The following is a 24,517-nucleotide window of genomic DNA, read 5'->3' on the forward strand; positions in this document are numbered from 1 at the left end:
TTCCTCCTGATTAACGAATTTTGTACGTTAGAAGCCTATTTATAGCATATTTTACCATGGGTATGAATTATATTGGTGAAGATTTGATGTTAAGCTATGCTGCCCTTTACTTCAATAAACGAAAAAGGAGCTGCCGCGCGGCAAGCTCCTCACTAACGTACCCGTTTAGTTAAGCGAAATATCTCAAAGCAGTCCGGCTAAGCGTATTGAAGTACCCACTCTTTTATCCGGGAAGCAACTTCGGTCACATTGCTGTTTGTTGTATCTACAATAGGCATGGGTGGAGAATACGCGGTGTCTGCATTATCGATCAGCCATTTTGCAAAGTTTTTATAGTCATGAATCTTATTTTCTGGCCAATCCCTTGCACGCAGTCGCTGTTCTCTCGCATCGTCATCACAGTGCAAGTTTAGATAATAGACGTGGCTGAAACATTCAAAGTCGGCACATTTCTCCATGTCCCAAGGCATGACGGTCCCACACAAGATGGTCATGACGCCGCTCTTTACAATATCCCTTGCAAAACGAACATAAATATTTAATCCTTTTTGCCAATCATTATAATCAATGAAACCCCTCAAGTTGTCTAGATCAAAAGCCACGAATCCTGGCATGATTTTCCGCAGCTCATCCAATACATAAGTTTTACCCGATCCACTTGAACCCGTAACGATAAAAAGAGGCCAATTTCGTTCCATATATACTCCACCTTTTGAAGTAGTGTTTGCATTTTTTCTATTTTATTTTCCACGAAATTCACTCAAGTCAACAAGGTAGAGTTTCTATGAAGTCAATATTTAGTATATAAATAAGATTCCATTTAACTGTCCGTGTTAAGGCTGCCGATAAATGCCGGCAGCCTCGTCTTAATTGATGTAGAGTGGAGGGCTGGTTCCCCAGTCCCCCCTCATCAAACCGTACGAGCGGTTTTCCCGCATACGGCTTTCCGATGTTCTTCACCTTGTGCAATATAACTACCCCAAGCACTAACTCGTTTCAGTTCTGTACGTCCGAGAACCTCTGCTACCTTCCTCGGGTGCAAATGATTTCGTTTATGTTTCTTGTTCCAATACAGTGTCAATCTGCCGATGATATACCAGTCCACTTTTGACAGGAACTTATTGCTCATGCCTGGATCTACGCTACCATAGTAATTCCGCCAGCCTTGTATGATGGGATTGAGCTTGTCTACCATTTGTTTAGGCGACCAGTAGAGTACTGAGCGGGGTGCGGTTGTTTCCTTCACTTTGGCACGCATCTTCTTCATCGCTTTCTTGGATGGGAAACTACGAAGGTCATAGAATTTCCCCGATTTAAGTAATCTTGGCATTCGGCGGTGATGGAATCCCAGAAAGTCGAATCCCTCTTTATCCAACCATAGGTTCACTAACTTGGACTTGTCTGTGTTCATCGTCAGTTCCAATTTCTTGAAAACAGCCTTGAGCACTTGGATGGCTTCAAGAGCATGGGTCTTTTGTTTACACAAAATGACGAGGTCATCAGCATAACGCACCAGTGTGCCGATATGGGAGAACTGCTTCTCCCATATCGAATCGAGATAGTTTAGGTAGATGTTCGCCAGTAATGGGGAGATAACTCCACCTTGGGGGCTGCCGATTTCCGTTTCATGGAACAGGCCTTCTTCCATGACGCCGGCTTTCAGCCAGCTTCGAATAAGTTTTAACACTCTTCGGTCACTCACGCGTTGTTCCACAAGTTTGAGCAATTTGTCATGCGGGATGTTGTTAAAGTACCCGGTGATGTCTACATCCACCGCCCAGTACACTCTCCCGTAGTTCACCGTCTTGTGTATCCGCTCAATTGCCTGCTTTGCGCTTCGCTTCGGTCGAAATCCAAACGAGCAATCCTTGAAGTCTGCCTCGAAAATCGCCTCTAAGACCATTTTCGCTGCCATTTGTACCAGCCTATCCCGGATTACAGGTATTCCTAGCGGGCGCGTTTTCCCGTCGCCCTTTGGTATATCCTTCCTCCGCACTGGCTTGGGGCGATAGGCATTCTCCAGCAGTTGCTGTTGCGTTTCTCTTACAAACGGTTCCTCCCCGTATTCCTGTACAATGTGCTGAATCGTCACACCATCGATTCCTGCACTGCCTCGATTTGCCTTAACTCGTTTCCATGCTTCCCACATCATGTCTGGTCTGCTCACTTTGTCGTACAGGGCATGAAATCTGCGCTCGGCATTCGCCTTCGCCGCAAGGTAGAGGGTTCTTTGAAGTTCTTGAACTTTTACTTTGGTGTAGTTAGCAGATTTCACTGCATTCACTCGTTCTTACCTCCATTGATACCCATGAACAAAGCAAGGGTGCTTTCCTCCCCCAGGTTGTGTTGTCCTGGGTTCACAGGTACTACCACCCTCTCCGACTCCCTTCTCGCCGCTTGCCATTTCACCCTTCAGGCTTATAGGTTTACGCTTTACGACGCTGTCGTGCGAGGTAGGGTCTCCCTAGTTCCAGACAAAACTGTCACTACATGCCGATCCCCATACACCGGAGGGTTCTTCCGCGCTGCTTCTCCAAGTTCTTCACGCGTTCCGTGGCCTTCGCCATACAATACAAAGCTCGGCTCCCTCTTGTCCCTTGCGGGTTCGATATGACGATGCGGCAGGATTCACTTCATGTTACGGCCTGCAGTTTTGCTTCACCCAGTTAGGGCTTTTCACAGGGCTTCATCCTTAGGCTCTCACCACCAGATGCCTGCTAGCTACAAGGTGGCTTGGTCCCTACCTCGATTGGACTTTCACCAACAAGTTATGCCTAGCTTCGCTAGGCGCACTATTGAGCTATCGTGCCCGTTAGTCTAACGGAAAATGATACTATTCCCAATGCTGTCGCTTAAACGGTATGCTATCATAATTATTCAAATAACCATTTTAATTCTGTGTCCCCGACGCATCGGCGCATGGCTTTCATTATTATATGTATTATTAATATTGAAAACTAATTGCCAGGTAGTTGGATGCCGCGCCAGCCGCTTACATCGCATTGGCCATATTCATTATCACCCACAGCAACCACCGTGCCGTCCGATTTAAGACCGACGGTATGGGCACAACCCGCCGCAATCGCCACAATATCGCGCCAATCACTTACATTACATTGGCGATACTCATTCCAACCCACAGCCGCCACAGTACCGTCCGATTTAAGGCCGATGGTATGATTACTACCCACCGCTATCGCCACAATACCGCGCCAGCCGCTTACATCGCATTGGCCATATTTATTATCACCCACAGCCGTCACCGTACCGTCCGATTTAAGACCGATTGTATGAAGATAACCCGCCGCGACCGCCACAATATCGCACCAGCCGCTTACATTGCATTGACGATACCGATTATTACCCACAGCCGTCACCGTGCCGTCCAATTTAAGACCGATGGTATGCCAGTCACCCGCCGCGACCGCCACAATATCATGCCAGTCGCTTACATTGCATTCACCTTCATTATTTCGGCCCACTGCTACCACCGTGCCATCCGATATAAGCCCAATGGTACGACACCAACCCGCCGCAACCGATACAATATCGCGCCAGTCGTTTACATCGCATTGGTCATGCTTATTCCAACCCACAGCCGCCACAGTACTGTCAGATTTAAGAACGATTGTATGAGCATTACCCGTGTTCGTCGCCATATGGACATTACCAGCCGCGACCGCCACAATATCGCGCCAGCCGCTTACATCACATTGGCCATATTTATTATCACCCACAGCCGTCACCCTGCCGTCCGATTTAAGCCCAACGGTATGACGACGACCCGCCGCTATGGTATCCTTAGGCCAGCGTTTCACCTTTAACGCCGCCTGTCCGAGCAAGTCACCTTCAATGTTCACTTGTTTATCACCTTCTATTTTTAATTACATATTCCACTAATCTGCCCGTTAGGTGAACAAAGGCAGCCGATCATTCTGGCCGGCTGCCGTCGTGGTGTCTAATTCAACTCTTGTGCCCGTTAGTGCAGTGAAGGATACGGATTACAGACTTCCGGTGAACCGAAGCCGAACATGGTGTTGTCGGATATTATCGCCTTCTTGAGTTACTATTCAAATATCCAGCGTTCTCCATAATCTTGAATAAGTCCCTTATTCTCAGGTTTTTCTTCAATCGGTTTATCATAAAAGTCTGTTGTTTCTCCTTTTACAGAAAAGATACCGTCTACAGAACGATACCATGCAACTAATTCTCTATTGTTTTTCAAATATTTAATCTTGTAAAAAGTATTTGAATATTGTTTCCTTTTTCCTTTTCTGCTTTCCATAGTATCCAAAAAAGTACTTTCTTCTAGTTTTACTTTATGAATACTTAGTACTTCCCCACCATGTGCTTTAATTACATTTCTTATTTCTTGCTTCGCTATATTACTATTTACAATCCATACAATTCCCAAAAATATAAATCCAATAATTAAACAAGCAAGAGCAATTATACCTCCAATTTTTGACCCTTTTTTTCGAAAAACAGCCATGAGATTACCTCGTATAGATGTGGTTGTTATTGCGTTAATCTTCGATAATGTCTTTACTTATTCACGAGCTTCGCAAATATTCTACTTTGGAGTATTCGCGAAATCCTTGAACTATCTTGCCCGTTAACGTAACAATATAGTTATTTGACTCCTTCAAATGCATAAAAAGCCAACGCCTTGTCATTATCAGAATTTATTCTAAGCATTTCAAATAAGGATGGCATAAGCTCCTTTACCATTTCGATATTTGCCCATTTTACCTCAATAATATCATTATCGGGGTCATTAATGTCTATTTTCCCGCCAACAATTTTTGCATAAAAAGTAACAATTAAGGCATGGTGGCCAGCCTCAGCAAAGAACATTTCTCTTACTGAATTCAAGCCACTTATAACGATGATAAATCCTGTTTCCTCTTTTACTTCACGAATTAAAGCTTGTTCTAATGTTTCTCCATCTTCAGCAGCTCCTCCTGGAAGCCCCCAATAGTAAGAATCTCCCTTTTTATTTTTTACTATTAATATATTTCCGTTATCGTCTTTTACTAAAGCGGAAGCTACATCAACTCGTTTCAAAATTACTCCTCCTTTTTTTGTATAGATATAGGTACCATATGAACCTCTGATACTCTTATTATTTCGGATTACTGTCCTTTAGCTGAGAAGGGGCCGATGGCCCCTAAAAGAAACGCCTATATAATTCCCTTCTCCGTTCGCCGCGCAGCTGGGCGTAGATCTGTGTAGTGGATGCTTTCTCATGGCCTAGCATCCCCTGAATAAAATCCAACGGGGCACCGTTATCAAGCAAGTGACAGGCATAGGTATGACGGAACCGATGAGGGTGCACGTTCGCCGTAACCTCTCCACGGGTTGCGAGCTTTTTTAACGAAAAGCGTATTGTGGGAATTGTCATTCGTCGAACAGGGGGAGTTTCCGTCACAAAGAGGGCTGTACAAGAATCTACACGCTCCTCAAGGTATCTCTTTAACCAGACCTTACACTCTGTCGTAAAATAAACTTCTCTTTGTTTAGAACCTTTCCCATTCACAATAGCGGAGCAGTTTTCCCAGTTGATGTCTTCAACATTTAAATTTGTTAACCTCACCGACACGGCAACCAGTACAATATAGGAATTCTAAGAGTGCATGCTCTCGGGGAGAATCACAGGTAATCTTGAGATGAATAACATCCTCCTCTATCAAAAACTTTGGGATCCGTTTTTCCATCTTTGGTTCTCTCAGTTTTAAAGTTGGATTTTTAGTGATGTGCCCTTCTTCGAATGCAAATCGAAAAAGGGATCTGACGAACCGAATGCGATGGCCTTAGCTACTTGGCTTTAATCGCTCCGACTGTTTGGTCAGATAATCCTTCAGCAAAGTTAGGGAGACTTCTTCGATTTCAAGGTTGCCGATTTCTCGGATCAGAACATTTAACTGAAGGGAGTATGCTTTCAAGGTATGCGGGCTAAATCCCAAAATGCGCTTATCAGCCTCATACAACATCCACAGATCCGTCAATTTCATAAAAGTAACCCTCCCAATGGCTAATTATCCTTAGCTTCGCTTTGTTTGGGAGGGTTTAATCTTTCCTTGTCAAAATAATGTTCTCGCCACTAGCGTACTCCGTTAGCGGTCCAACGGACCTATACCCGATTCTATATCCTCCAGAATTTATGCTACCTGTATTATCAATCCAAGATACATATACCTTATGGGTATGGGTACCATCATTGTATAACTCTTTTCCAATATTACTTTTTAAATCAGACAGGTCAATTGAAATTGAATATTCTCCGTGTACAATATGTCCTTTTGTATCAGTAAAATCTTTTGTATTATTCGCTATATAAGTCATCCCTTCACTCCGTAACCCAAATAATCCTGTTAGCCAGAGAAAAATTATTACAGCAACTGGTATTAGGAAAAAATCAGTCACCAGCATGAATGATTCAACATCGTGGCGTTACGACAATCACATATTCACTTTAACGTAAATGTAAGAATTTAGTTGCACTAAACTGCCCGTTACTTCAATAGGCCGCCGATCGCAGGCAGACTGCTGAATCACCTATTGCGCTCTCGTGCCCGTTATCTTAGTCAACTGTACCAGACCGCCGATAAATGGAACTTTTACATATACCTTATTCCTTTACCAGCTAGTGTTTCATCAGCAAATCTTGGTATAACATGAAAATGGGAGTGGGATATATGTTGTCCTCCAGTTGAGCCACAATTCCACCCAAGGTTATATCCTTGTGGTTGAAAATTATCATCTAAATAATTCTTGACCTCTAGAAGAAGCGACTGAGTTGCATTCCACTCTTCTGGTGTAAGGTCAAATACTGTCTCTCTATGGTTTTTTGGCACAATCACACCAGCACCTTCAAGTTGACTACCCTTTATAAGTGATTCTTCAAGTTGTATAAACATACAATGTTCATATTGTAAAACAACTCTTTGAGATGGTTCTAACTATGGCAAAATACGCATTTCTCTTCCATTTCAAGTCTCCTGTTGCGATTGTTTTTATATAAACTTTACCTATTAGGAAACACGAATTCAATGTATAAATTGGTTAATAATAACTGCCCGTTACTCAAGCGAAAGGCTGCCGATTGCCGGCAGCCCTAGTTGAGCAAACGTACCCATTACTTCAATGAAAAAGCAGCCGATCGTTCTGATCGACTACTTTCGTCCCTTTTATTGCTCAATAGTATCCCGTCCCTCGGTTAAGCGATAAATGCTCAGGTTTTATTCTTTAATATCAATGGCTTTTTTGCATCCACAATAATCGAAACCATCCCTAAGTCTTCGATAGAATTCCTTGTATCAAACCGAAAAGATCTTCCTATCTTCCCATCCACTTCATTCCAGTATGTATAATGAAAATCTCCATTCTCATCACAATACTCCAACAATGATACTTCAAACCCCGCCTTTTCAAATACTTGTACGAATGTTTTTGCATCATAAACTATTTTATGGGTTGCCGCCGGATGGTCCGCTGGTCCAGGACCACCGACTTGAACCATCTGTTGGTACCATTCGTTACGGAAATTTTTATCTGGGACTGCACAACGAATGTACCCACCTGGCTTTAAAAACTCATAACAATTGTTCGCAGCGATAATTCCTTCCTCATAAGTTAAGTGTTCCCACACGTGTTCAGCCAACAGTGCATCTATACTTTTCGGTTTAAATAACCCATTCCAACTTTCTAAAGAAAGTAAATTCAACTCGTCTTCCTGCGTACTGTGCCAACCCTCATACTTTGTCCGCCCTGCACCAATTATTACTTTCATTTAATACCACCAACCAATTATATTCTTAGGCATTCTAGGCAGTCGAGCAATATAACTAAATTGATATTCTTCAGAAGCATACAATTTCCTTTATTTGCAACTAAACTGCCCGTTAGGTGAGAAAAGGCTGCCATTTTTTCGGCAGCCTTGTTGTTCAGGATGTTGCGCTCTTGTTCCCGTTAGCTACGGAATGGCGGGTATCTGAACTCAATACCAAGTTATTTTTCAAAATTTACGCTTCCGAATCCATGAGACCGATGAATTCCCGGATCGGCTGTCGTCTATATAAACGAAGGCATAAATGAACACAAACTAATTTGACGAAGAGGTGTTTTGAAAATGGCATTAACGTCCGCATTCACGAGCTTCAACCTGCCTGTAAAAAACATAGAACAATCGAAAGCGTTCTTCACCGGACTCGGATTCGAGCTCAACCCGCAATTCCCCGAGAACGAGAATTCGGTAGCCATCGTGATCGGCGACAACCTGCAGGTCATGCTGATCAATCAAGCATTCTTTAATACGCTCACGGAGAAGGAATCCGTCGATACGAGCAAGTATGCGCAGATGACGATCGCATTGGCCTTCGAGAGCCGGGAAAAGGTCGATGAAATCGTGAATACCGCGATCTCCTTGGGCGGGAAATTGCACGCTGAACCTGAAGATCATGGGTTCATGTATCATTGGGGCTTCGTGGACTTGGACGGCCATCTGTGGGCCATTAACTACATGAACATGGATGCGGCACAAGGTTAAGGCTAACGGAGAGCACGCTCGTACTAGGGTTCAAAAAGAAAGACGCCGGGCATCTTCCCCGGCGTCTTCTTCGCGATGATTAGTTTTGTTCGGTATAGGCTTTGAAATTGTCCATGATCGCTTGCCAGCCTGCTTGCTGGAACTCGACCGGATTGGAGCTTTCCGCGTCGAACGTTTCAATGACCTTCGTCTCATTCCCTTGATCGACGAAAGCAATATCCACTCTTCTTCCGTCTTCCATGGTGTAGCCGATCGCCTCATGCCGATTCACGACATCGTAGACGCCGCCAAAATCAAAGCCCATGCTGCCATCCTTCGCTTCCATCCGTGTCAGAAACTTGCCCCCGACCCGCAGATCGTTTTCGGCTCTCGGCGCATGCCAGTCCTCGGACGCTTGATTCCACTTCGTGATGTGATCCGGCTCGGTCCAATGGCGCCATACCTTCTCGACAGGGGCTTGAATGACGGCTTGCACGGTTACTTTCGTCGGTTGACTCGTTTCCATTTTAAATAGACACCTCTCTCATGATATTCGTCGTTTGGTTATTCTCAATGATATAGACGTAAGCCAATGACGAAATTCATTGGTCAATTCGCTCAGGCAGCCCAAATCGCGAAAATAATGGCGTATGAATGAAGTTTTGAACGTGCAGGATTTGATTTTCTTTGGTTTCGATGACGTGGATGCCCCAGGGTACCAGGCCAGAGCCCTCTTTGCCCGGCATATACTGGGCCAACGCCGGATAACCGCCATTCACTGTAATGGGCACAAATCGCGAACCTTCGCAATGCCAGCGAGTAAGCGAATAGAAGGCGGACAAATCTTCCTTGCCGCGGATCCACATCTCGAAGGGCGGCATCGACATGCAGCCTTCCTCGTGGAACAACGCGACGAGCGCAGCAATATCGAATTGCTCGAAGGCCTCCACATACCGGGACAGCAACTGCTGCTCCGGTTGAACGTCCATGCTGCTGAGCTCATCCGAGCGAAGCTGCGCCCGGTCCATCGTCTCTCGGGCTCTTTGCAAGGCGCTATTCACCGCTGCCGGCGACATCGCCAACGTTTCCGCGATCTGCTTGGAGGTCCATTCAAATACATCCTTCAAAATGAGTACCGCGCGCTGCCGCGGAGGCAAGGTCTGCAGGAGAGCGATGAAGCACAGTTGAAGGGTATCTCTGCGGACGAGCCGATCCTCCGGATTGCCCCCAAAGTCGGGAGACGGCCAGATCCAGGCAGAGTCCGGCAGCGTGTCGCGCGGCTCGACGATGGCGACGGCCGGGTCGAACAGGTCAACGGGAAGCGCGCGGCGTTTGGATTGTCTCAGCTTGTCCAAGCACAGGTTGGAGGCAATCCGATAGACCCAAGTTTTGAACGAGGAATCCTGTCTGAACGTGCTCCAGCTCTGCCAGACCCGAATACTCGTCTCCTGAACGGCATCGTCCGCATCGTCCATGGAGCCTAGCATTCGGTAACAGAACAAGGTCAAGCCCGGCTTCAAGCTTGCAAATAATGGTTCGTCAAATGCGGTCTCGTTCATCGCGGCCTCCGTTAACGATCTCCCCGAAGGGTGGTACCTTCATTATATGCAATGAAGCGGACAGCCTCAATCCGAATAAATAGGCAAGATTTAGTACTCATGGATAAAAATTTAGCACGATCGTACTAATAATTCAATAACCAATAAATTAACCCTTGTCTATACTTTAGAAATAATTCGCAATACCTCACGCCAGGACCTGAATACTGGAGCTATCCTGCCCGTTCGTATTATGAGGTCACCAGATCTTTCTGGTCGACCTCTTTTTTGTATGGTCGTAAGATTGCGGTAGCCGGGGATCGAACGTATCTGCCCGTGGGACTTGGATCCCGAGAGCTATTCAGTTCATCCCCCCTACTTGTTCAACCATGGTTAGGCTGGTTGGGACGTTGATCCCGTATCACATGCGATAGTGTGGAAGACAAGAAGGTTAGGGGTTGCCGGTGAAATTACTTCGGGAGTGATGTCATGAATCCAGTCATTGGTTTGGATGTATCCAAGGGAGAAAGCCATGCACAAGCATTTTTAGATCGTGGAGTACCTCATGGAAAGATCTTTAGGTTTAAGCATGATCTTGAAGGATTAGGGTCTTTTCTGAATTATATGAGAGGGGTGGAATCAGCTGCAGGAATGCGTCCCTCCAGGCTGAAGAGTTACTTGAATATGATTTAATCCAATCGATACTCGGTATTGGCACTAAGATTGCTGCAACAATTTTAGCTGAGATCGGGGAAATCGATCGGTTTGATCACGCAAAGAAACTGGTGGCCTTTGCCGGTGTTGATCCAAGTGTTTTTTCTTCAGGCAAGTTTGTAGCTACCCAGAATAAAATCACTAAGCACGGCTCCAGGAGACTTCGTACTGCCCTTTACCAAGCTGTACGATGTGGCATTCGTAGTAATAGAAATAAGAAATTAAGGGCTTATTATGATAAGAAACGTGCTGAAGGAAAGCTGTTCAAAGTAGCGGTAATTGCTTGTGTGAATAAACTCATCCACTGGATTTTTGCCATCTTAACTACTAAGGAAGCGTTCCGTTTAGAGTAGTAGCAAGGAATAGAAATATATGGAATTCCCTTCCGTGCTTTATGGGACGGTTCTTTCCCATGCACTTTTTTAAGTATACCACTTCATGAATCTGCTATTAGTAATTAAATATTGACAAGCTATTAGCTGGAATAGCGGCACAGGCTGCCGATTGTGCCGGCAGCCTGTGCATGGTGCTATCGTACCCTTTAGCGGAATGAATGAATTGAAAGAGAATTATATTTCTACTCTTCGTCCTCAAAGGCCTAGGCATTTTGCACAGGGCGGAATCCATGGTCATTAGCATCACGTCTTTCAGGCGGATAAAATAATCGCTGTGCCCCTCGACTTTGATACGCAGGACCAAACCAAGAGCCTCCTCTCAACACTCTGCAAGGTGCTTGACCAGGACGACTTCCGTGTTTTTCTGGTCCCGTAGGATTTTCATGTGGGCTTTGAATATAATAGTCAGGATCGTACCAATCACTACACCATTCCCGGACTTGCCCTGCCATTCCATGCACGCCGCACCAACTTACATCGTTTGGGTAATCATAACAAAATGGGAATAATTGTTATTAATAACGTACCCGTTAACATAATGAATCAATCAGTTGCTGTTAAGAACCATCTATAAATGAAAATACATCAGCGCAATCAACACGTGTCTTATTCAAATCCTTTCACTCCGACCGGTGCAGCGATCCTACCAGCTCTACAAAGTGATGCCCGCGTTCTTCAAAGTTACGGTATTGATCAAACGCAGTGCATGCTGGACTCAGTAGCACAGTGTCGCCCGGTGTGGCCAGCTTGTGCGCCTGCGCCACTGCCTCGGCCAGGCCTTCGCAGCGGACAATAGGCGGACAACTCGGCACTCTGCGCGCCGCAGCCTCGATTTGACTGGTCGCTTCTCCGATCAACAGCAGCACCTTGACATGATCAGGCAGCAGCCTAGCCATCTCGTCAAACGGTACTTTCTTATCTCGACCTCCCGCGATTAGCAGCACTCGGCCCACATGCGCATGCAGCGTGGCGACGGTACGGGCGGGGCTGGAGCCGATTGAATTGTTGTAATATTGCACGCCGTCCACAGTTGCCACCCACTGATTTCGGTGCTCCACGCCGACGAAGTTGCGCACCGTCTCCAGGATTGACTCATCCGACACGGACCCCCGCACAGCAGTCATGGCAGCCATAACGTTTTCCACGTTATACCACCCCGGCAATCGAATGTCACTGATGGGTAATAGACCGTCGATTACGCCATCGTGGACAGTGTGCCCGCCGAAATACTTGGTTTTTCCTCGCCCCCGCAGTGCGGCGGTCGCCGGATTATCGCCGTTTAGGACGGCAAAGTCGTCAGCACTCTGAAAATCCAGCAGGCGACGCTTTGCGGTGGTATATTCATCCATATCGCGGTGCCAGTCGAGGTGATTGGGCGAGAGGTTGGTAATAACCGCCACATGGGGAGAGCGCGTCATGTCCATCAGTTGGAAGCTGGACAGTTCGACCGCGCACGCGTCTAGCGGCGACATCTCGCCCGCGCGCGTCAACAGTGGCGTGCCAATGTTGCCACCCAGATGTACCGTACGCCCTCCGTCAGCCAGCATGTCTGCCATCAGCGACGTGGTGGTGGTCTTACCGTCCGAACCGGTCACGCCGAAAATGGGACAAGGACACAGCGCAAAAAACTCCTCCATCTCACTGGTCACACGGCTACCGCCAGCGCGGGCCGAGTCCAGCGCCGGATGGTCTGGACGCATGCTCGGAGTGCGGAACACCACGTCACCCCCAACGCGATCCAGATAATTCTCCCCCAGATGCAACCTGACGCCTAGATTGTCCCACTCCTCCCGGGGTAGGGCCGGATTGCGGTCACGCACGGTGACGCGCGCCCTGGCCGAGCACAGCATGCGGATCAGCGGTGAATTGCTGACGCCGGCGCCGATGATAGTTACGTCCCGACCGGCCAGCGATTGGATATAGGTGTCGAAAGCAAAATTCATAAGCACCTCCGATTAGAAAATGTCATTTAAATCAAATATACCACATATTGGAACTACCCTGCCCGTTTGTTAAACGAAGTGCAGACATACTAAAACAAGCGATGGATCGGTTCCATCGCCGTGCTGTCGTCCCCAGCAGCATATCGGAGCTTCAACCTACCATTTCGTAGCCATAAATCACTCTTTTGTACACTATCCATTCAATCTATTCAGATGTACGGGCAACCTCCAGATACTTTCCAGAATGACTGCTTCGGTTTGTGCTCTTGATCAAATAAATTGCCCGTTAGCACAGCGAGGCTGCCGAATCCATACCGGCAGCCTCGTCTTAGTTGATTGTTGAGCTATCGTGCCCGTTTGTTCGTTAACTTGAATAATCTATTTCGATATATATGTGCTGTGTTTTATTATGAACTCGGGGTGCGTTACATACTCCATGTAATTTACCGCTCCATTAAAATCCAAATAAGCCTGATAGCGAGCACGAAGAGCTGGATGTGTAATGAAATCAAGAACTTTATCTTTCGCAACCCAGCGGCTATCGATTGTTTCTTCAGTAACAGCTAACAACTCTCCACCGACGGGTTTACATACGAATTCAAATATAACTTGCGTAGGAACCTCAGTCACGCCATCATACCATTTAAAAATCCCTGTGTTCGAACAGACACCAACTAAGTAGCTAACCGAAGCCTCAATTCCGCTCTCCTCTTTGATTTCACGAACCACAGCATCCATCAGATTTTCCCCAACTTCCACTTGCCCACCAGGGCAAACCCAACCACCGTCACGAGTTTTAACTAAAAGGATATTTCCTTGCCCGTCTTCCACATATCCTCCTGCAGATACGATGTGCGTTGGAAAAGGCATATATTACAACCTCCTTAAAAATGGATTGAGTCTTACAAGAGTCCTTGTTCATTTTCGGACGATACCGTCAACAGCTACAATGTGGGTTAGCACTGCCATACACTCATTACCTTTAAAATTTTCACCTGTTCCAATCTATTCCATTTCAGACAAATATACTTTTCAAATCTTGACGTATTATTCCATAATATTGGAATTTAGACAATGAAAAATCACTGATAATTTACTAATAGGAACCTCATTGATCTGCGCTTACATATGATCACGAATCGGTTTAGAACTCAAAATCATCTCTTTAACTATCCTGCCCGTTCGCCCATATCCAGTCTAATATTATATTTTCCGTCTAAACCAAGAAAAGATTGCTGGACTAGTGAGGACGACACTATTCTAGCTCTTACTTACAACATATCCGTACAGGAAGCACACAATTAGTTGCTTTTGAAGAAGCAGGATCTGCTAGAGCGTACATCAGCAGCTTGTGGTTTCCGATGGAATTCTGAAGTTAGAAAGCATTATTCAAAAGAAGTTAAGGAAGCTAAGCATTCGAGAATGCTTAGTCGTAAACTACCATCGAATCAAGACCGCGTTTTTATCAGTTATTTGGATGAGCCTGAGCTCATAAAAAGTCATCCCTTATATCCAGCAATTAAGTTACTCAATAAGTTCATTTCCAAGGATGTTGAGGCAAAGGCCGGCCGCGTTCCTAGGGTTGATGAACTAACAACGATTATTGATGATATGGATCGTGAAATAGAGCGTCTGAACCAAAAACTTAAAGAAGCAAAACAAGCAGAGCTTGCGGTTACTGAGGATTATATGATGTTGCTTCGCATTCTTGAACGCTCAAGAGTGAAAACAAATAATCCTAAGTGAAATTGATTAGAGTCATTCTAATCAATTTTCACTTAGGATTTTTAAGTTACATAATTTGATAACACCCCTAAAGAAAGCCGAACGTGCGATATACCTCCTTAGGACTTGGTCCCGTGCGCCTTCCAGATGACGGGCGCGTACCGAAACGCTTCCCCGGGAACGGGCACTCCGTATGTTCTCAACTGGTGCATTCTCGTCAATCGGGCCGCCCCTTCGAGCAGGTTCAACCCGATTTGGGCCACGGTCCTCGCGCCGAGAGGTTCCAGCTTCGTATTCGCCACCCACGCGTTGAAGGCGCCCATCGCTGGCCCGCACCAAATTTGATAATCCTGCCTTCGCTCTTCACTACCTTGAATCCCCCATTTGCTTGCATTTCCCAAATACCAGCGGAACACGAGCGCCATCCGGTATTTCGGATCCGCGTCGGCTTTGCGGAGCTGCTCCGGGTCTCGGTTCCCGAAGAAACGCGCCGTTTCGTTCCAAATATCGTCGAGACCGGCCCGAAACACGTTAGTTTCCAGCTTCGAGCGGACGTCCTGCGGAATCGCCTCCAGCGATCCGTACTTCCGGTAAACCTCGTACAGCTCGGATGCGCGGGAGCTGAACAACGTCCCTCTTTTCAGCACCTGCACCTTGACCCCGAGCTCGAACATGTCCGCTGAGGGAGCCATGACGACGTCGGCCATTTCCGCTTGCGCGAGCATCCGTTTGCCGGCTTCCGACATGCCGGACTCGACGGCTGCTTGGTTCACTGACCCCGTCACGATATAGGACGCTCCGAGCGCGAAAGCCGAGGCGGCTCCGGCGGGCGAGCCGATCCCGCCCGCCGCGCCTAAGCGGATCGGCCGGGTATAGCCGAATGACGCTGCGAGGCGGTCTCTCAGCTCCGCGATGACCGGGAAAAGAGACGGCAGCGGACGGTTATCGGTATGGCCGCCGGAATCCGCCTCCACCGTGACGTCCTCCGCCAGCGGCACACGGGCCGCAAGCGTGGCTTCCGTCTCCGTCAGCTTACCTTCGGCCACGAGCACTTCCAGCATCGCTCGGGGGGCCGGCGATAGAAAATGGCGCGCCACCTCCGGCCTGGAAAGTTTGACAAACAAATGATGGCGCCGAATGACCCGGCCGCGTTCATCTGCCGCTAGACCCGTGCATGCGTACCTGACGATGGCGGGCGAAAGCTTCATGAAGGCGGAAGCGGAAACGCGTCTCACCCCTTCGTTCATGAGAAGCTCAATCGTCCGCTCTTCCATTGCGGGTTCATGCGGGCTGTGAATGACGTTGACTCCGTAGGGCAAGGAGCGTGGATCGAGCGCCTGCTTGAATTCCCGGACCGCAGCTTCGATACGGGTAAGCGGCATGCCAGCGGCGCCGAGAAAGCCGAGAAAGCCGGCCTCTGCCGCGGCGATTACCATTTGCGGGGATGCGATGCCTTGTGCCATCTCCCCGGTCACGTAAGCGAACCGGACGCCATGCGTTTCCTGAAAGGTCCGGTCACCGAGCCACTCGGGATACATCGCCGGAAGCGTGCCGAGCCAAGGATAGTCGCCGTCCTCTCCGGTTTGCAGAGGAACAGTCTCGCCCCCTGCGCCCAGTCCGATCGCGCCGCTGCCCGGATGGGTGATCAGTTGCACGGGCTCGCGGATACGGCCGGCTAACGCGAGCAGCGATCCTCCCTCGAATACGGCCTCACCGTGCGCGCCCGGGCGCCATTTTATTGCGTATCTTCCCTGATGATTGGCGGACATCCCGCACCTCTCTTTTCCGTTTGATTCGAGCGATTCTGCAGCCGGATCGCCAGCGCCGAGGAAATGGCGAAGCATGCGGCCAGTACAATCAGAATGCCCTGCAGGTAGCCGTCGCGGTCCTGGGACGAAAGGGCGGCGATCGCCGCAAGGGCCGCCGCGCAAAGAACGGCCACGTTATTGATGTTGTTGTATACCGTCAGCACCCAGGCATGCTGCGGGTACGAGCCTATGTTCACCGCGGCTTCTCTTGTTCTCATCCAGAACAGGCCGTACGCTGCGCCTGTTGCGATTCCGAGCACCAATAAATAAGCATACGACCGGGAAAGCGGCCACTGCATAAGCAGAACGGAAGCCAGCATGACCGCCGCTTGCCAAGGCGATCCTGCCGCCCGTACTCGAAGCTTCAGCTTGGCGCCCGCCCACGGTTGAAGGAGAACGGCCGCAATGCCGGCCGCGTTCATGGCCGTAAGCAGAATCCCGCCTAGCAAAACCGCGTTCGGTACATGAAAGTAGTCCCGGACGAGATAGATCGCGTTCGCGGCGAACAATTGGACGGCAACGGCGGCAGTCAGCACGTATGCCAAGAACGAATAGGGGCTGACGCCCGGATCGGAACCGCGCTCCTGCCCCGCGGTCAGCTCCTTTGAAACCGGCAAACCTGTCCGTTCATTCGGCATAGCCGCGATTGTCCCCACAAGAATGACCGTCATGACGACGGCGATGGCTGCATTTAGCCCTTCACGATGAGCGGTCAGCGTAAACAGCACCGGTCCCGTCATGATGCCGATTAGCTGAAACAACGTCGCCCATCGGGCATAAGTCAGCCTTTCCTCCGGCGTCGTCATCGCCGCATATCGGTGATCCGTCCTGTCGTATAACGCCTGGATGACGAAGCGTAGCAGCGCGAACGCGACGATGAACGGAGCCGCTTGCTGCCAGTAAAACAGGGAGAAAAACAAGACAAGGATAACGGAGCCCTGCAGCAGGATTTGCGGCATTCCGCCCTTGCCGTCGTTCCAGATTGTTCCCGGGCGTATAAACAAGGTAGCCAGACTGGCCGCCGCGCCGAGCATCAGGCAGGACGCGAGAAGAGTTTCCTCGCGTTCCGGTGCGATCCGGCCGAACATGAGCTGCGGAATGACATTTTGCAGTCCGACTCCTACGAAGGCGGAGAAGAAGTACAGGTAGCTTCGCTTCAGCATCGCCCTCTCCCCCTACCGCCGAACGGATTGCGGCGACGAAGCCGGCACGGGGCGCCGTCTGTGCATATGGCGGCGAGCCTGCCAGGCTCTGGTTCCCATCGGTATCGGTAGCCGCCCGATCGTTTCCTGCCGGCTCGGCCGGCTCCGGCAAGCCCCGAGCCGTGGCATTTGCCTTCCGCCTCGAGCATTGTCCATTCCCGGAAGAAAAGCCGGAGCGCCTCCACTCCGTCCGTGTCCCGGAGAAATTTCTGCTGCGCTTCCGAAAAATAGCGGTCAGCTATCCACCAAATCCCCTGGATCGGACGTATCGTTTCCAAATCGGCGCCGACACGCCTTCCCCGCGTAACCGCGAGCAGAAGATGGGAGCCCGAATGGCTTATATTGAATTCCAGCCTCTTCGCGGCGTGTCCGGCTTGTTGAACCAGCGACGGTTTCCCGGAAGGACCATACCGGAACCGCAAGCGGCCAGGCGGGATCCCCGTATAGGAAGACAGAACATGCCGCAGCCAGCCCCTTGCCAGCACGAACTCCCGCCGCTTTGACGGCATGATGTAACGTGCTGCCCGGCGTCTCTCGTCCGGCGAGAGGACGGCTGCGTACCGGGCGCATTCGGGGCGCAGGTCTTCCAAGCGGCCGTACCAGAGGTCGATGCCGGCGAAGCCGGAAGGCGATTGATGACATCTCATACGTTCCCTTCTTTCATCAGGCTCAGGACGCCGGTCAGCCACGTATTCGCTATGTCCGTTTCCCCGCGGCGGACGGCGTCGAGCAGGGCCGACGTTTCTTTACTTGGCGCGTCCAGCTCGTTCAAGCATTGCAGAATGACGGCCCACTCCGGCGATATTCCCCGCCCGCCGGTCCATTCGCGAAGCTTGTCCGCCCAGTCGGTAGCCGGCGGATAAGGAAGCTCCTCTTCCAGGTTCGTTCCGAGTCCGTTTATTGCGTCCATCACTGCGCGTTTGCGCTCGGCGTAAGGAAGGGCCTCGAGCCGGTCCGGCATAATCGGTTTTCCGATGAAATAGTCCTGCTTGCCGTAGCCGACCGGGAACTCCTGCCTCTCCCCCGTATCACCCAATGGCAGCCCGCCTGAGAATCGCACCGGCACAATCGCGGTTCGCGACGATACGGCGAGGTCGATCAGCGTGGAGCTCATCGTGCGGACGGGAGTCCGGCAGGAAGTGGCGCGCGTTCCTTCCACGTGAATCAGCACGGAAAGCCCCTCCTCCGTCATCGCGCTTCGCATCTCGTGTAGAAGTTCCAGCATCGAACGGCGATTATCCCGGTCGAACAGCATCATCGTCCGGTAGATGCGAATGCCGGGGTACGAAGCCGCTAGACGGAGCAACTTCCCGATCCAGCTCACCTCATGCTCCGCTTTGGCGAGGCCGACGACGGGCATTCGCAGCAGCCCGCCCGTCAGGTAAGAGAAAAGCAGCGATTCGACGGCCGATTGATGATTGCCGAGGTACAGGACGGGCTTACCCGCGAGCTTCGCCAGGCTGTCCGGATCTTCGACGGCGAATCGGCCGACGAACCGGGAGGCCAGCGCCCGGTATATATCCTCTATCAGCCAGCCGCTCACTCCCGTTCTCTCACTCCAGTATGCGTCGATCACGCTCAGTTCGGGTTGTTCGCGTTCGACAGGGACAGCGGTGACCCCCTCGGCCGTCTCCGTCAGTTCGATGTCGAGCCTTGCGAACGGCAGCTGCCGGCAAGTCGCTGTCACACCGCCGAAAAGGCGAGGAGCGATCTCGATCGCGGAAGGGTGCACCTGCCAGATCGCTGCCGCCGCCTCCTTGGATACGATTGATCGTGTCAGATCGCTGCCCGTGCCGTCCGCGAGATACAGCTGCCGCAGCGTGCCGGGTAGCCAATCGGCCTGCCTCACTTCCGATTCGCTCAAAATCGCATTCCCATTATGGAAGCGCGAAAGCGCCAAGCCGGGCTTATACCGGCGATCCCGCAGAAACTGTCTGCGTTCCTGTCCGTCCGCCATGCCGAGTCGGGTTTGCGGGAACATGATTTCAACCAGCGTTAGCTCGGCAATCGCCATGCCGCTCGCATACAGCCAGGCACGGAACGCGGGATACCGCGACTGCCCGCGATGAGGCCCGAGATAACGGATTTCGCATTCGAGGCGCCCGGCGTCCGGGAACGGGCCGTAGAAGACAATTTCAGGCATCGCATAGGGATAGGCGATGCGGCCGGATGGCAACCCGGCATCCCATCGCTCCAATGCGTCATGCGGGATCGCATGCATCACGGCATCGAGCAGCAGCGCGGGCACCCATTGGGGAAGCATCCGGTGCAGCCCCAGATTCAAGGTCGCGGAGGAGCCGTTGTCACCGTAAACAAGCCGTTCGACGATACGGAACGACTCTCCGTGAAACACGCGCCCGGAATCGTACGGATTCGGCGCGGCCGCTGGATTCGCAAGCGGGGCCGGTCTTTCGGAGGGCTGCGCCGGATAGCCGCTTCCCGTTTCGATGCACGCGGTCATAATCCGTTCGGACCGCGATTCGGAACCGCCGGCATCCATGCGAAAGATCGCTGCCTGACGCCGCCCAGACCCGGCTTCCGGCTTCGCTTCGACGCGCAGCACGGACGGCTGCGCGCAAACGAGCCAGTTAAAGATGCGAACGTCTCTCATAGCGGTCACGCGCATGCCGGGGGCCAGGGAGCCGCGGACGGCGCGAATCATATAATCGGCCAGGAACGTAAACGGCATGACCGGCATGGTATAGGTCGGACAATGATCCTTCAGCCAAGGCTCCCGGCCGATGTCAAGGGGAACGGTGACAGCCACTGCGGAAGTGTCTCCAGTCCGGACTTGAAGCTTCATCCCGCTTGCCGCGTAGATGGCTTTTCCTTCCGTCCATAGCGCGGCCTCGGCCGTCACGACCGCCACTCCGTCCTTCGTTTCGATATCCGCAATGTCGACGACCACCCGTATGGACCGGTTATGCGGCAGCACTTGTCCACGATATTTCCAATTCAAGACGGATTCCGGCGCCATCTCGATCCCGGACACTACCTCCGCAAGTCCGGTCTCATTCATATACCAACGCACGGCTTGCAGCATCGCTTCGATGCCGAGCGAACCCGGCTGAACGGGATCCCGGAAGAAGTGCGCCTTGAAAAACCACTGGTCCGGATGAATCGCCGTCTCCGCGACGATCCGGCCGCGCCCATAGGCGCCTCCATGCGGCTCGAACCGGATGATGCTGCCGATCATGCGCAGCCGCTCCTCGACAGGGGAGCGTTCCATTGCCGAGGCGGAACAGAACGGTTGGACAGGCTCATCCTCGTAAGGGTTGTAAGCCGGAGAGATGGGGCCAGGCAACCCCGCTTGATTGCGGAGCGCCTCGATCGGGAAGTGGCCGAACACGGTCGTCAGCTCGTACACAAGCTCTTCTCCAATATGGCAGCGGATCCGGAACGTTTCGACGAATGTGTCTGACAGCCGGGTCAACCGGGTCAGCTCCACCGTCGTACGAAGCGTGCCGTCACCAGGACGTACTTCCCGGTACAGCTGCGCCCGGCCGTCCAGATTGCGGAAGTAAAGCGGCGTCTCGGTCAACAGCGGGACGCCCATATACGCGGTTAGCCAGCCGCAAGGCTGGAGAGCCGCTTCGAGCAGGACGGCATAGGGCATTCGGCCTCCGCCCTCGGCAAAATACCAGGCATCCGGCGGAATATCGTATTCGGCCGTCACGCTTGTGCCTTCACGCACCTCCCCGATCAGCCCGGTCACTGCCATAATCCGCGAAACGAATAAGAAGGGCGGCGCCGGCAATCGCGGAATTTGGCGGCCGTCGTCGAACATGCGGTACATGTCGCCGAACGCTTCGGAAGCAAGGCCCACGGCACAGTGGAGCAGCGATTCATAGCCGAACCGGAAGCCGTTCAACGACAACGCTGTCCGGTCTTTGCCCGGATCGGCCCCTTCGGCTTGACCGGGTAGTCCGTTTACCGGCATCCTTCTCTCGAAGCCGATATGCCCGTCTTCCGCGAACGACCCAAGGGCGCCGTTCGCGGAGCGCATCGCGGACGCCTCGGGCTTCCGCTGCGAGCTCGGGCGATACGCTTGTAAAAACAGCGAATGCGCCCCGCTCATTCGTGCCGCAAAGCTCCTCTGCGCTTCCGCGAGCAGGTGCATCACTCTTGCGGCGCCACGCTCGCGGCCCGCAGAATTCGCCGCCCGACCTTGCGTACGTCCTGCGGCGCGGGCAGCATGACCGGCCTTCAGGCGGTCGTAGGCATCCAGCGCCGAAGGCAGCCGAGGCGCCTCCTGCATCGTCAAGCCCGTATCGCGATTACAATTGTTCATGAAGTCCCCTCCGATACCCGGAAGCCGGACATGTCCTTCAATTCCGCGATACACCGGCCCTCCTCGTCGTAGAAGGTGATGTTCGCAGTCACACCCAAGCTGCCCTTGGTCCTGCAATTCGCCGCGCACAATATTTTTCCTTCCGCAGGCGGGATTCCGAATGCGGTGAAGCTTGCGAAAGAAACCGGCAAACTCGGGAGCGCGTGTATCGCGATCGACCATAGTCGTCCGAGCTGCAAGCCGCCGTCTAGGGCGGCGGAGTCCGTCCGCTGCCGCTCCTCCTGCTTCCAGCCGAGCGAAATCATTCCGGCGAGCTCGGCCGTAACGCCGTTCTCGGTCAAGCCGAGTCCGCGCGCAATCGTTTGAAACCTCGGCCCGTGGAACAGCAGAGGATCGCCGTACACTGCCTCAGCGGGCCACGGCCAAGTTGCCGCTGCTTCCGGCGTGCCGCCGATCAGCTCCGCATGGAGCTTGTCTGCCTCGCCGCCGCGCCAATACGCGAGCGCTTGCCCGGACAGCCTGCGTTGATACCCGGATCCGGATTCCTCTCCCTTTTCGAATACCGCTTCCGCCGCGTAATGAACCGTCCCGTCCGTCCCGATCAGCCGCATGGCACGGAACCGGCAGCAGTTGCTTTCGGTTAGCGGTCCGGCTTCCAGCCGGAACCGCGCGCTTTCCTCGGGAAAATACGGAAGGACAGCACCCTTGAGTACCTGCAAATTCCGGAGCGTCCTGCATTCGCCATCCTCGCGGAAGGTGCCGGCCATGCGCATTAACCATTCCACTGCGGCGACCACGGGCAGCACGACCTTTCCCTTGATCCGGTGATCCAGCAGAAACGGATACCGCATCTCGTCCACAAGCACTTCGGCTGTTACCGTACCCGTACCTAAACGGCCCAGCAGCGGGTACCCCCTCCGGCCTACGCCTACGAACAGCTCCGTCGACGCGTCCGAAACGCCGCTGAACTCGCGGACAAATCTTGCCGCGCCTTCCGCAAGCGGGATCAACGGAACGCCTTGCTCCTCGAACAGCCTCTTCAGCTCCGGGCCGACCATGCCGCCGTCCCACGGCCCCCAATCGATCGAACGGACATGACATTTACCGCCGCGGCGCCGGTATTCAGCCGCTGCAACTTTATTCAGGATGTCGTTCGCCATCGCATAATCGGCCTGTCCGGCATTGCCGCTGCGGGCGGCGACCGACGAGAAGACGTTCAGCGCCCGCAAGTCGTCCTCCCGAACCGCTTCGAGCAAGGCATACAGTCCCAGCACCTTGGTGTCGAACACTTGATCGAACTGCTCCTCGGTCTTGTCGCCGAGCAGCTTGTCCGCGAGCACGCCGGCACCGTGAACGATCGCCGAGACGGGGCCCCATTCGGCCCGCATCGATACCAGCGCCTCCTTCAGCGCCTTCGCATCCGTCACGTCTGCAGGGACGTAAATCGCTTGCGAGCCCCGGAACGCCAGTTGCTCGAGCGTGCGGCGAACTTCCCGGCTCGCCATAATCCGTTTGATCCGGCCGGCGATGTCCGGCAAGCTGGGCGTGCCGCCGGTCGAACGGACCGATTGTATCAGCCCGGCCCGAAGCTCTTGCTCCGTGTCCAGCCCGCCGCATTCCGCAGGCTCCTCTTCGAGGGCCGTGCGGCCAAGCAGCACGAAACGCAGCCGCTTCGCTTCGGCCAGCCGAACCGCGCAAGCGGCCGTGACTCCGCGCGCGCCGCCGGATACGACGACTACCGCATCCTCCTGTAAACACGCCGCATCCAAACCGCCGGCGAAGTCGTCATCGCCGGAAGGAGCCAGTGCTAGCGTCGTTCGTCCGCCGTCCGGATACAAGCCGACTTCCTTCTCCGGTCCGCCGTATTCGAGCTCCTCAGCGATGCGCAAGGCGATTTCGCCAGGCTCGGTGACGGCTTCCGCCACATCGATCGCTTTGACCGAAGCGGACGGCCATTCCTTACCGGCGGTCTTGACGAGACCGGCGAGCCCTGCGGACCAGGCGCGTTCGGCGTATAAACCGCTCAGGCCGAAATCACCGCCAGTGCGCTGCACCGTGACGAACAACCCGCCTTCTCGGCGCATGCGCGGGGCGGCGGCCGAAGCCGCCCGGAAGGCATCCCGGTTCATCGCCCGAGCACCCTCGACCGTCCACGGCATCGCAAGGGCGCCAAGATAGATGACGCCGTCGGCATCGTCCGCCACCCGGTCCGCCGTCTCCGCCGGCAAGCCCCGTTTGGCAAGCTGCTCCTGCAGCTTGCCGGTAACACCGCTCCCGTCCCCCAGGATGACGATCCGCCGGCAATTTCTCAATCCGGCCATCGCAAAGCCTGACGCCGGGGCGTCCGTCTCCACGACCCGATACCGGCGGACCC

21 protein-coding genes and 2 pseudogenes are annotated in these 24,517 nt (G+C 52.3%); 4 read left to right on the forward strand and 19 right to left on the reverse strand.

Going from position 1 to position 24,517, the window contains the following annotated elements:
* Positions 1-197 precede the first annotated feature (197 nt).
* From ACKGJP_RS18640 to ACKGJP_RS18680, 9 genes and pseudogenes are all read right to left on the reverse strand, one after another.
* Positions 198-698 (reverse strand): AAA family ATPase, encoded by a 501-nt coding sequence (locus tag ACKGJP_RS18640; protein ID WP_409340327.1) that lies wholly within the window; start codon positions 696-698, stop codon positions 198-200.
* Positions 699-910: 212 nt separating this feature from the next.
* A complete protein-coding gene (gene ltrA, locus ACKGJP_RS18645; RefSeq protein ID WP_409340328.1) occupies positions 911-2,284 on the reverse strand; it encodes a group II intron reverse transcriptase/maturase in 1,374 nt (457 codons plus the stop codon).
* A 673-nt stretch (positions 2,285-2,957) separates the two neighbouring features.
* A complete protein-coding gene (locus ACKGJP_RS18650) occupies positions 2,958-3,854 on the reverse strand; it encodes an RCC1 domain-containing protein (protein ID WP_409347194.1) in 897 nt (298 codons plus the stop codon).
* A 212-nt stretch (positions 3,855-4,066) separates the two neighbouring features.
* Positions 4,067-4,492 (reverse strand): hypothetical protein, encoded by a 426-nt coding sequence (locus ACKGJP_RS18655; RefSeq protein WP_409340329.1) that lies wholly within the window; start codon positions 4,490-4,492, stop codon positions 4,067-4,069.
* Between the two features lie 140 nt (positions 4,493-4,632).
* On the reverse strand, positions 4,633-5,067 hold the full coding sequence (locus ACKGJP_RS18660; protein WP_409340330.1) for an NUDIX hydrolase: 435 nt from the start codon (positions 5,065-5,067) through the stop codon (positions 4,633-4,635).
* Between the two features lie 103 nt (positions 5,068-5,170).
* A complete protein-coding gene (locus ACKGJP_RS18665) occupies positions 5,171-5,602 on the reverse strand; it encodes a tyrosine-type recombinase/integrase (RefSeq protein WP_409340331.1) in 432 nt (143 codons plus the stop codon).
* Positions 5,603-5,813: 211 nt separating this feature from the next.
* Positions 5,814-6,014 (reverse strand): integrase, encoded by a 201-nt coding sequence (locus tag ACKGJP_RS18670; RefSeq protein WP_409340332.1) that lies wholly within the window; start codon positions 6,012-6,014, stop codon positions 5,814-5,816.
* A 606-nt stretch (positions 6,015-6,620) separates the two neighbouring features.
* Positions 6,621-6,991, reverse strand: a pseudogene (locus ACKGJP_RS18675) (HIT family protein).
* 243 nt (positions 6,992-7,234) lie between these two features.
* Positions 7,235-7,792, reverse strand: a complete 558-nt coding sequence (locus ACKGJP_RS18680; RefSeq protein ID WP_409340333.1) for a class I SAM-dependent methyltransferase — start codon at positions 7,790-7,792, stop codon at positions 7,235-7,237.
* A gap of 339 nt (positions 7,793-8,131) precedes the next feature.
* Between ACKGJP_RS18680 and ACKGJP_RS18685 the strand changes: the two genes are divergently transcribed.
* Entirely contained in the window at positions 8,132-8,548 is a 417-nt protein-coding gene (locus ACKGJP_RS18685) for a VOC family protein (protein WP_409340334.1), read from the forward strand.
* A gap of 79 nt (positions 8,549-8,627) precedes the next feature.
* On the opposite strand, the gene ACKGJP_RS18690 is transcribed toward ACKGJP_RS18685, so the two are convergent.
* Positions 8,628-9,053, reverse strand: a complete 426-nt coding sequence (locus ACKGJP_RS18690) for an SRPBCC family protein (protein ID WP_409340335.1) — start codon at positions 9,051-9,053, stop codon at positions 8,628-8,630.
* A gap of 76 nt (positions 9,054-9,129) precedes the next feature.
* On the reverse strand, positions 9,130-10,086 hold the full coding sequence (locus ACKGJP_RS18695) for a sigma-70 family RNA polymerase sigma factor (RefSeq protein WP_409340336.1): 957 nt from the start codon (positions 10,084-10,086) through the stop codon (positions 9,130-9,132).
* A 468-nt stretch (positions 10,087-10,554) separates the two neighbouring features.
* Between ACKGJP_RS18695 and ACKGJP_RS18700 the strand changes: the two genes are divergently transcribed.
* Together ACKGJP_RS18700 and ACKGJP_RS18705 are read left to right on the forward strand one after the other, a co-directional pair.
* A complete protein-coding gene (locus tag ACKGJP_RS18700; protein ID WP_409340337.1) occupies positions 10,555-10,758 on the forward strand; it encodes a hypothetical protein in 204 nt (67 codons plus the stop codon).
* Positions 10,731-11,132: pseudogene (locus ACKGJP_RS18705) on the forward strand (transposase); the annotation flags it as partial. The gene ACKGJP_RS18700 and the pseudogene ACKGJP_RS18705, both read left to right, overlap by 28 nt.
* A 245-nt stretch (positions 11,133-11,377) precedes the next feature.
* On the opposite strand, the gene ACKGJP_RS18710 reads toward ACKGJP_RS18705, so the two are convergent.
* From ACKGJP_RS18710 to ACKGJP_RS18720, 3 genes are all read right to left on the reverse strand, one after another.
* Complete coding sequence (locus ACKGJP_RS18710; RefSeq protein WP_409340338.1) at positions 11,378-11,635, reverse strand: formylglycine-generating enzyme family protein; 258 nt, start codon at positions 11,633-11,635, stop codon at positions 11,378-11,380.
* Positions 11,636-11,794: 159 nt separating this feature from the next.
* Complete coding sequence (murD, locus tag ACKGJP_RS18715; protein ID WP_409340339.1) at positions 11,795-13,117, reverse strand: UDP-N-acetylmuramoyl-L-alanine--D-glutamate ligase; 1,323 nt, start codon at positions 13,115-13,117, stop codon at positions 11,795-11,797.
* A gap of 378 nt (positions 13,118-13,495) precedes the next feature.
* Complete coding sequence (locus ACKGJP_RS18720) at positions 13,496-13,987, reverse strand: NUDIX hydrolase (RefSeq protein ID WP_409340340.1); 492 nt, start codon at positions 13,985-13,987, stop codon at positions 13,496-13,498.
* 435 nt (positions 13,988-14,422) lie between these two features.
* Here ACKGJP_RS18720 and ACKGJP_RS18725 point away from each other — a divergent pair, with 435 nt between their 5' ends.
* Complete coding sequence (locus ACKGJP_RS18725; protein ID WP_409340341.1) at positions 14,423-14,863, forward strand: hypothetical protein; 441 nt, start codon at positions 14,423-14,425, stop codon at positions 14,861-14,863.
* A 98-nt stretch (positions 14,864-14,961) separates the two neighbouring features.
* Here ACKGJP_RS18725 and ACKGJP_RS18730 read toward each other — a convergent pair whose 3' ends face one another.
* From ACKGJP_RS18730 to ACKGJP_RS18750, 5 genes are read right to left on the reverse strand one after another with little or no spacing between them, the layout of a single operon-like run.
* Positions 14,962-16,611: a PfaD family polyunsaturated fatty acid/polyketide biosynthesis protein gene (locus ACKGJP_RS18730; protein WP_409340342.1), complete on the reverse strand. Its 1,650-nt coding sequence runs from the start codon at positions 16,609-16,611 to the stop codon at positions 14,962-14,964.
* Positions 16,578-17,813 (reverse strand): hypothetical protein, encoded by a 1,236-nt coding sequence (locus ACKGJP_RS18735; protein ID WP_409340343.1) that lies wholly within the window; start codon positions 17,811-17,813, stop codon positions 16,578-16,580. Before ACKGJP_RS18735 ends, ACKGJP_RS18730 begins: the two co-directional genes overlap by 34 nt.
* Positions 17,807-18,499: a 4'-phosphopantetheinyl transferase family protein gene (locus tag ACKGJP_RS18740; RefSeq protein WP_409340344.1), complete on the reverse strand. Its 693-nt coding sequence runs from the start codon at positions 18,497-18,499 to the stop codon at positions 17,807-17,809. The genes ACKGJP_RS18735 and ACKGJP_RS18740 overlap by 7 nt, the downstream gene beginning before the upstream one ends.
* The gene (locus ACKGJP_RS18745; protein WP_409340345.1) at positions 18,496-22,143 is read right to left on the reverse strand and encodes a 1-acyl-sn-glycerol-3-phosphate acyltransferase; all 3,648 of its coding nucleotides are present in this window, start codon (positions 22,141-22,143) and stop codon (positions 18,496-18,498) included. The genes ACKGJP_RS18740 and ACKGJP_RS18745 overlap by 4 nt, the downstream gene beginning before the upstream one ends.
* Entirely contained in the window at positions 22,140-24,497 is a 2,358-nt protein-coding gene (locus ACKGJP_RS18750) for an SDR family NAD(P)-dependent oxidoreductase (RefSeq protein ID WP_409340346.1), read from the reverse strand. The genes ACKGJP_RS18745 and ACKGJP_RS18750 overlap by 4 nt, the downstream gene beginning before the upstream one ends.
* Between the last annotated feature and the right edge of the window lie 20 nt (positions 24,498-24,517).

The organism is Paenibacillus litoralis (assembly GCF_046244365.1).
GTDB lineage: Bacteria > Bacillota > Bacilli > Paenibacillales > NBRC-103111 > Paenibacillus_V.

Bases quoted from the DNA above. Each gene is read 5' to 3' on its own strand.
- ACKGJP_RS18640 (WP_409340327.1), bottom strand. From the start codon at position 698: ATGGAACGAAATTGGCCTCTTTTTATCGTTACGGGTTCAAGTGGATCG.
- ACKGJP_RS18655 (WP_409340329.1), bottom strand. From the start codon at position 4,492: ATGGCTGTTTTTCGAAAAAAAGGGTCAAAAATTGGAGGTATAATTGCT.
- ACKGJP_RS18670 (WP_409340332.1), bottom strand. From the start codon at position 6,014: ATGAAATTGACGGATCTGTGGATGTTGTATGAGGCTGATAAGCGCATT.
- ACKGJP_RS18680 (WP_409340333.1), bottom strand. From the start codon at position 7,792: ATGAAAGTAATAATTGGTGCAGGGCGGACAAAGTATGAGGGTTGGCAC.
- ACKGJP_RS18685 (WP_409340334.1), top strand. From the start codon at position 8,132: ATGGCATTAACGTCCGCATTCACGAGCTTCAACCTGCCTGTAAAAAAC.
- ACKGJP_RS18690 (WP_409340335.1), bottom strand. From the start codon at position 9,053: ATGGAAACGAGTCAACCGACGAAAGTAACCGTGCAAGCCGTCATTCAA.
- ACKGJP_RS18695 (WP_409340336.1), bottom strand. From the start codon at position 10,086: ATGAACGAGACCGCATTTGACGAACCATTATTTGCAAGCTTGAAGCCG.
- ACKGJP_RS18700 (WP_409340337.1), top strand. From the start codon at position 10,555: ATGAATCCAGTCATTGGTTTGGATGTATCCAAGGGAGAAAGCCATGCA.
- murD (WP_409340339.1), bottom strand. From the start codon at position 13,117: ATGAATTTTGCTTTCGACACCTATATCCAATCGCTGGCCGGTCGGGAC.
- ACKGJP_RS18720 (WP_409340340.1), bottom strand. From the start codon at position 13,987: ATGCCTTTTCCAACGCACATCGTATCTGCAGGAGGATATGTGGAAGAC.
- ACKGJP_RS18730 (WP_409340342.1), bottom strand. From the start codon at position 16,611: ATGTCCGCCAATCATCAGGGAAGATACGCAATAAAATGGCGCCCGGGC.
- ACKGJP_RS18735 (WP_409340343.1), bottom strand. From the start codon at position 17,813: ATGCTGAAGCGAAGCTACCTGTACTTCTTCTCCGCCTTCGTAGGAGTC.
- ACKGJP_RS18740 (WP_409340344.1), bottom strand. From the start codon at position 18,499: ATGAGATGTCATCAATCGCCTTCCGGCTTCGCCGGCATCGACCTCTGG.
- ACKGJP_RS18745 (WP_409340345.1), bottom strand. From the start codon at position 22,143: ATGAACAATTGTAATCGCGATACGGGCTTGACGATGCAGGAGGCGCCT.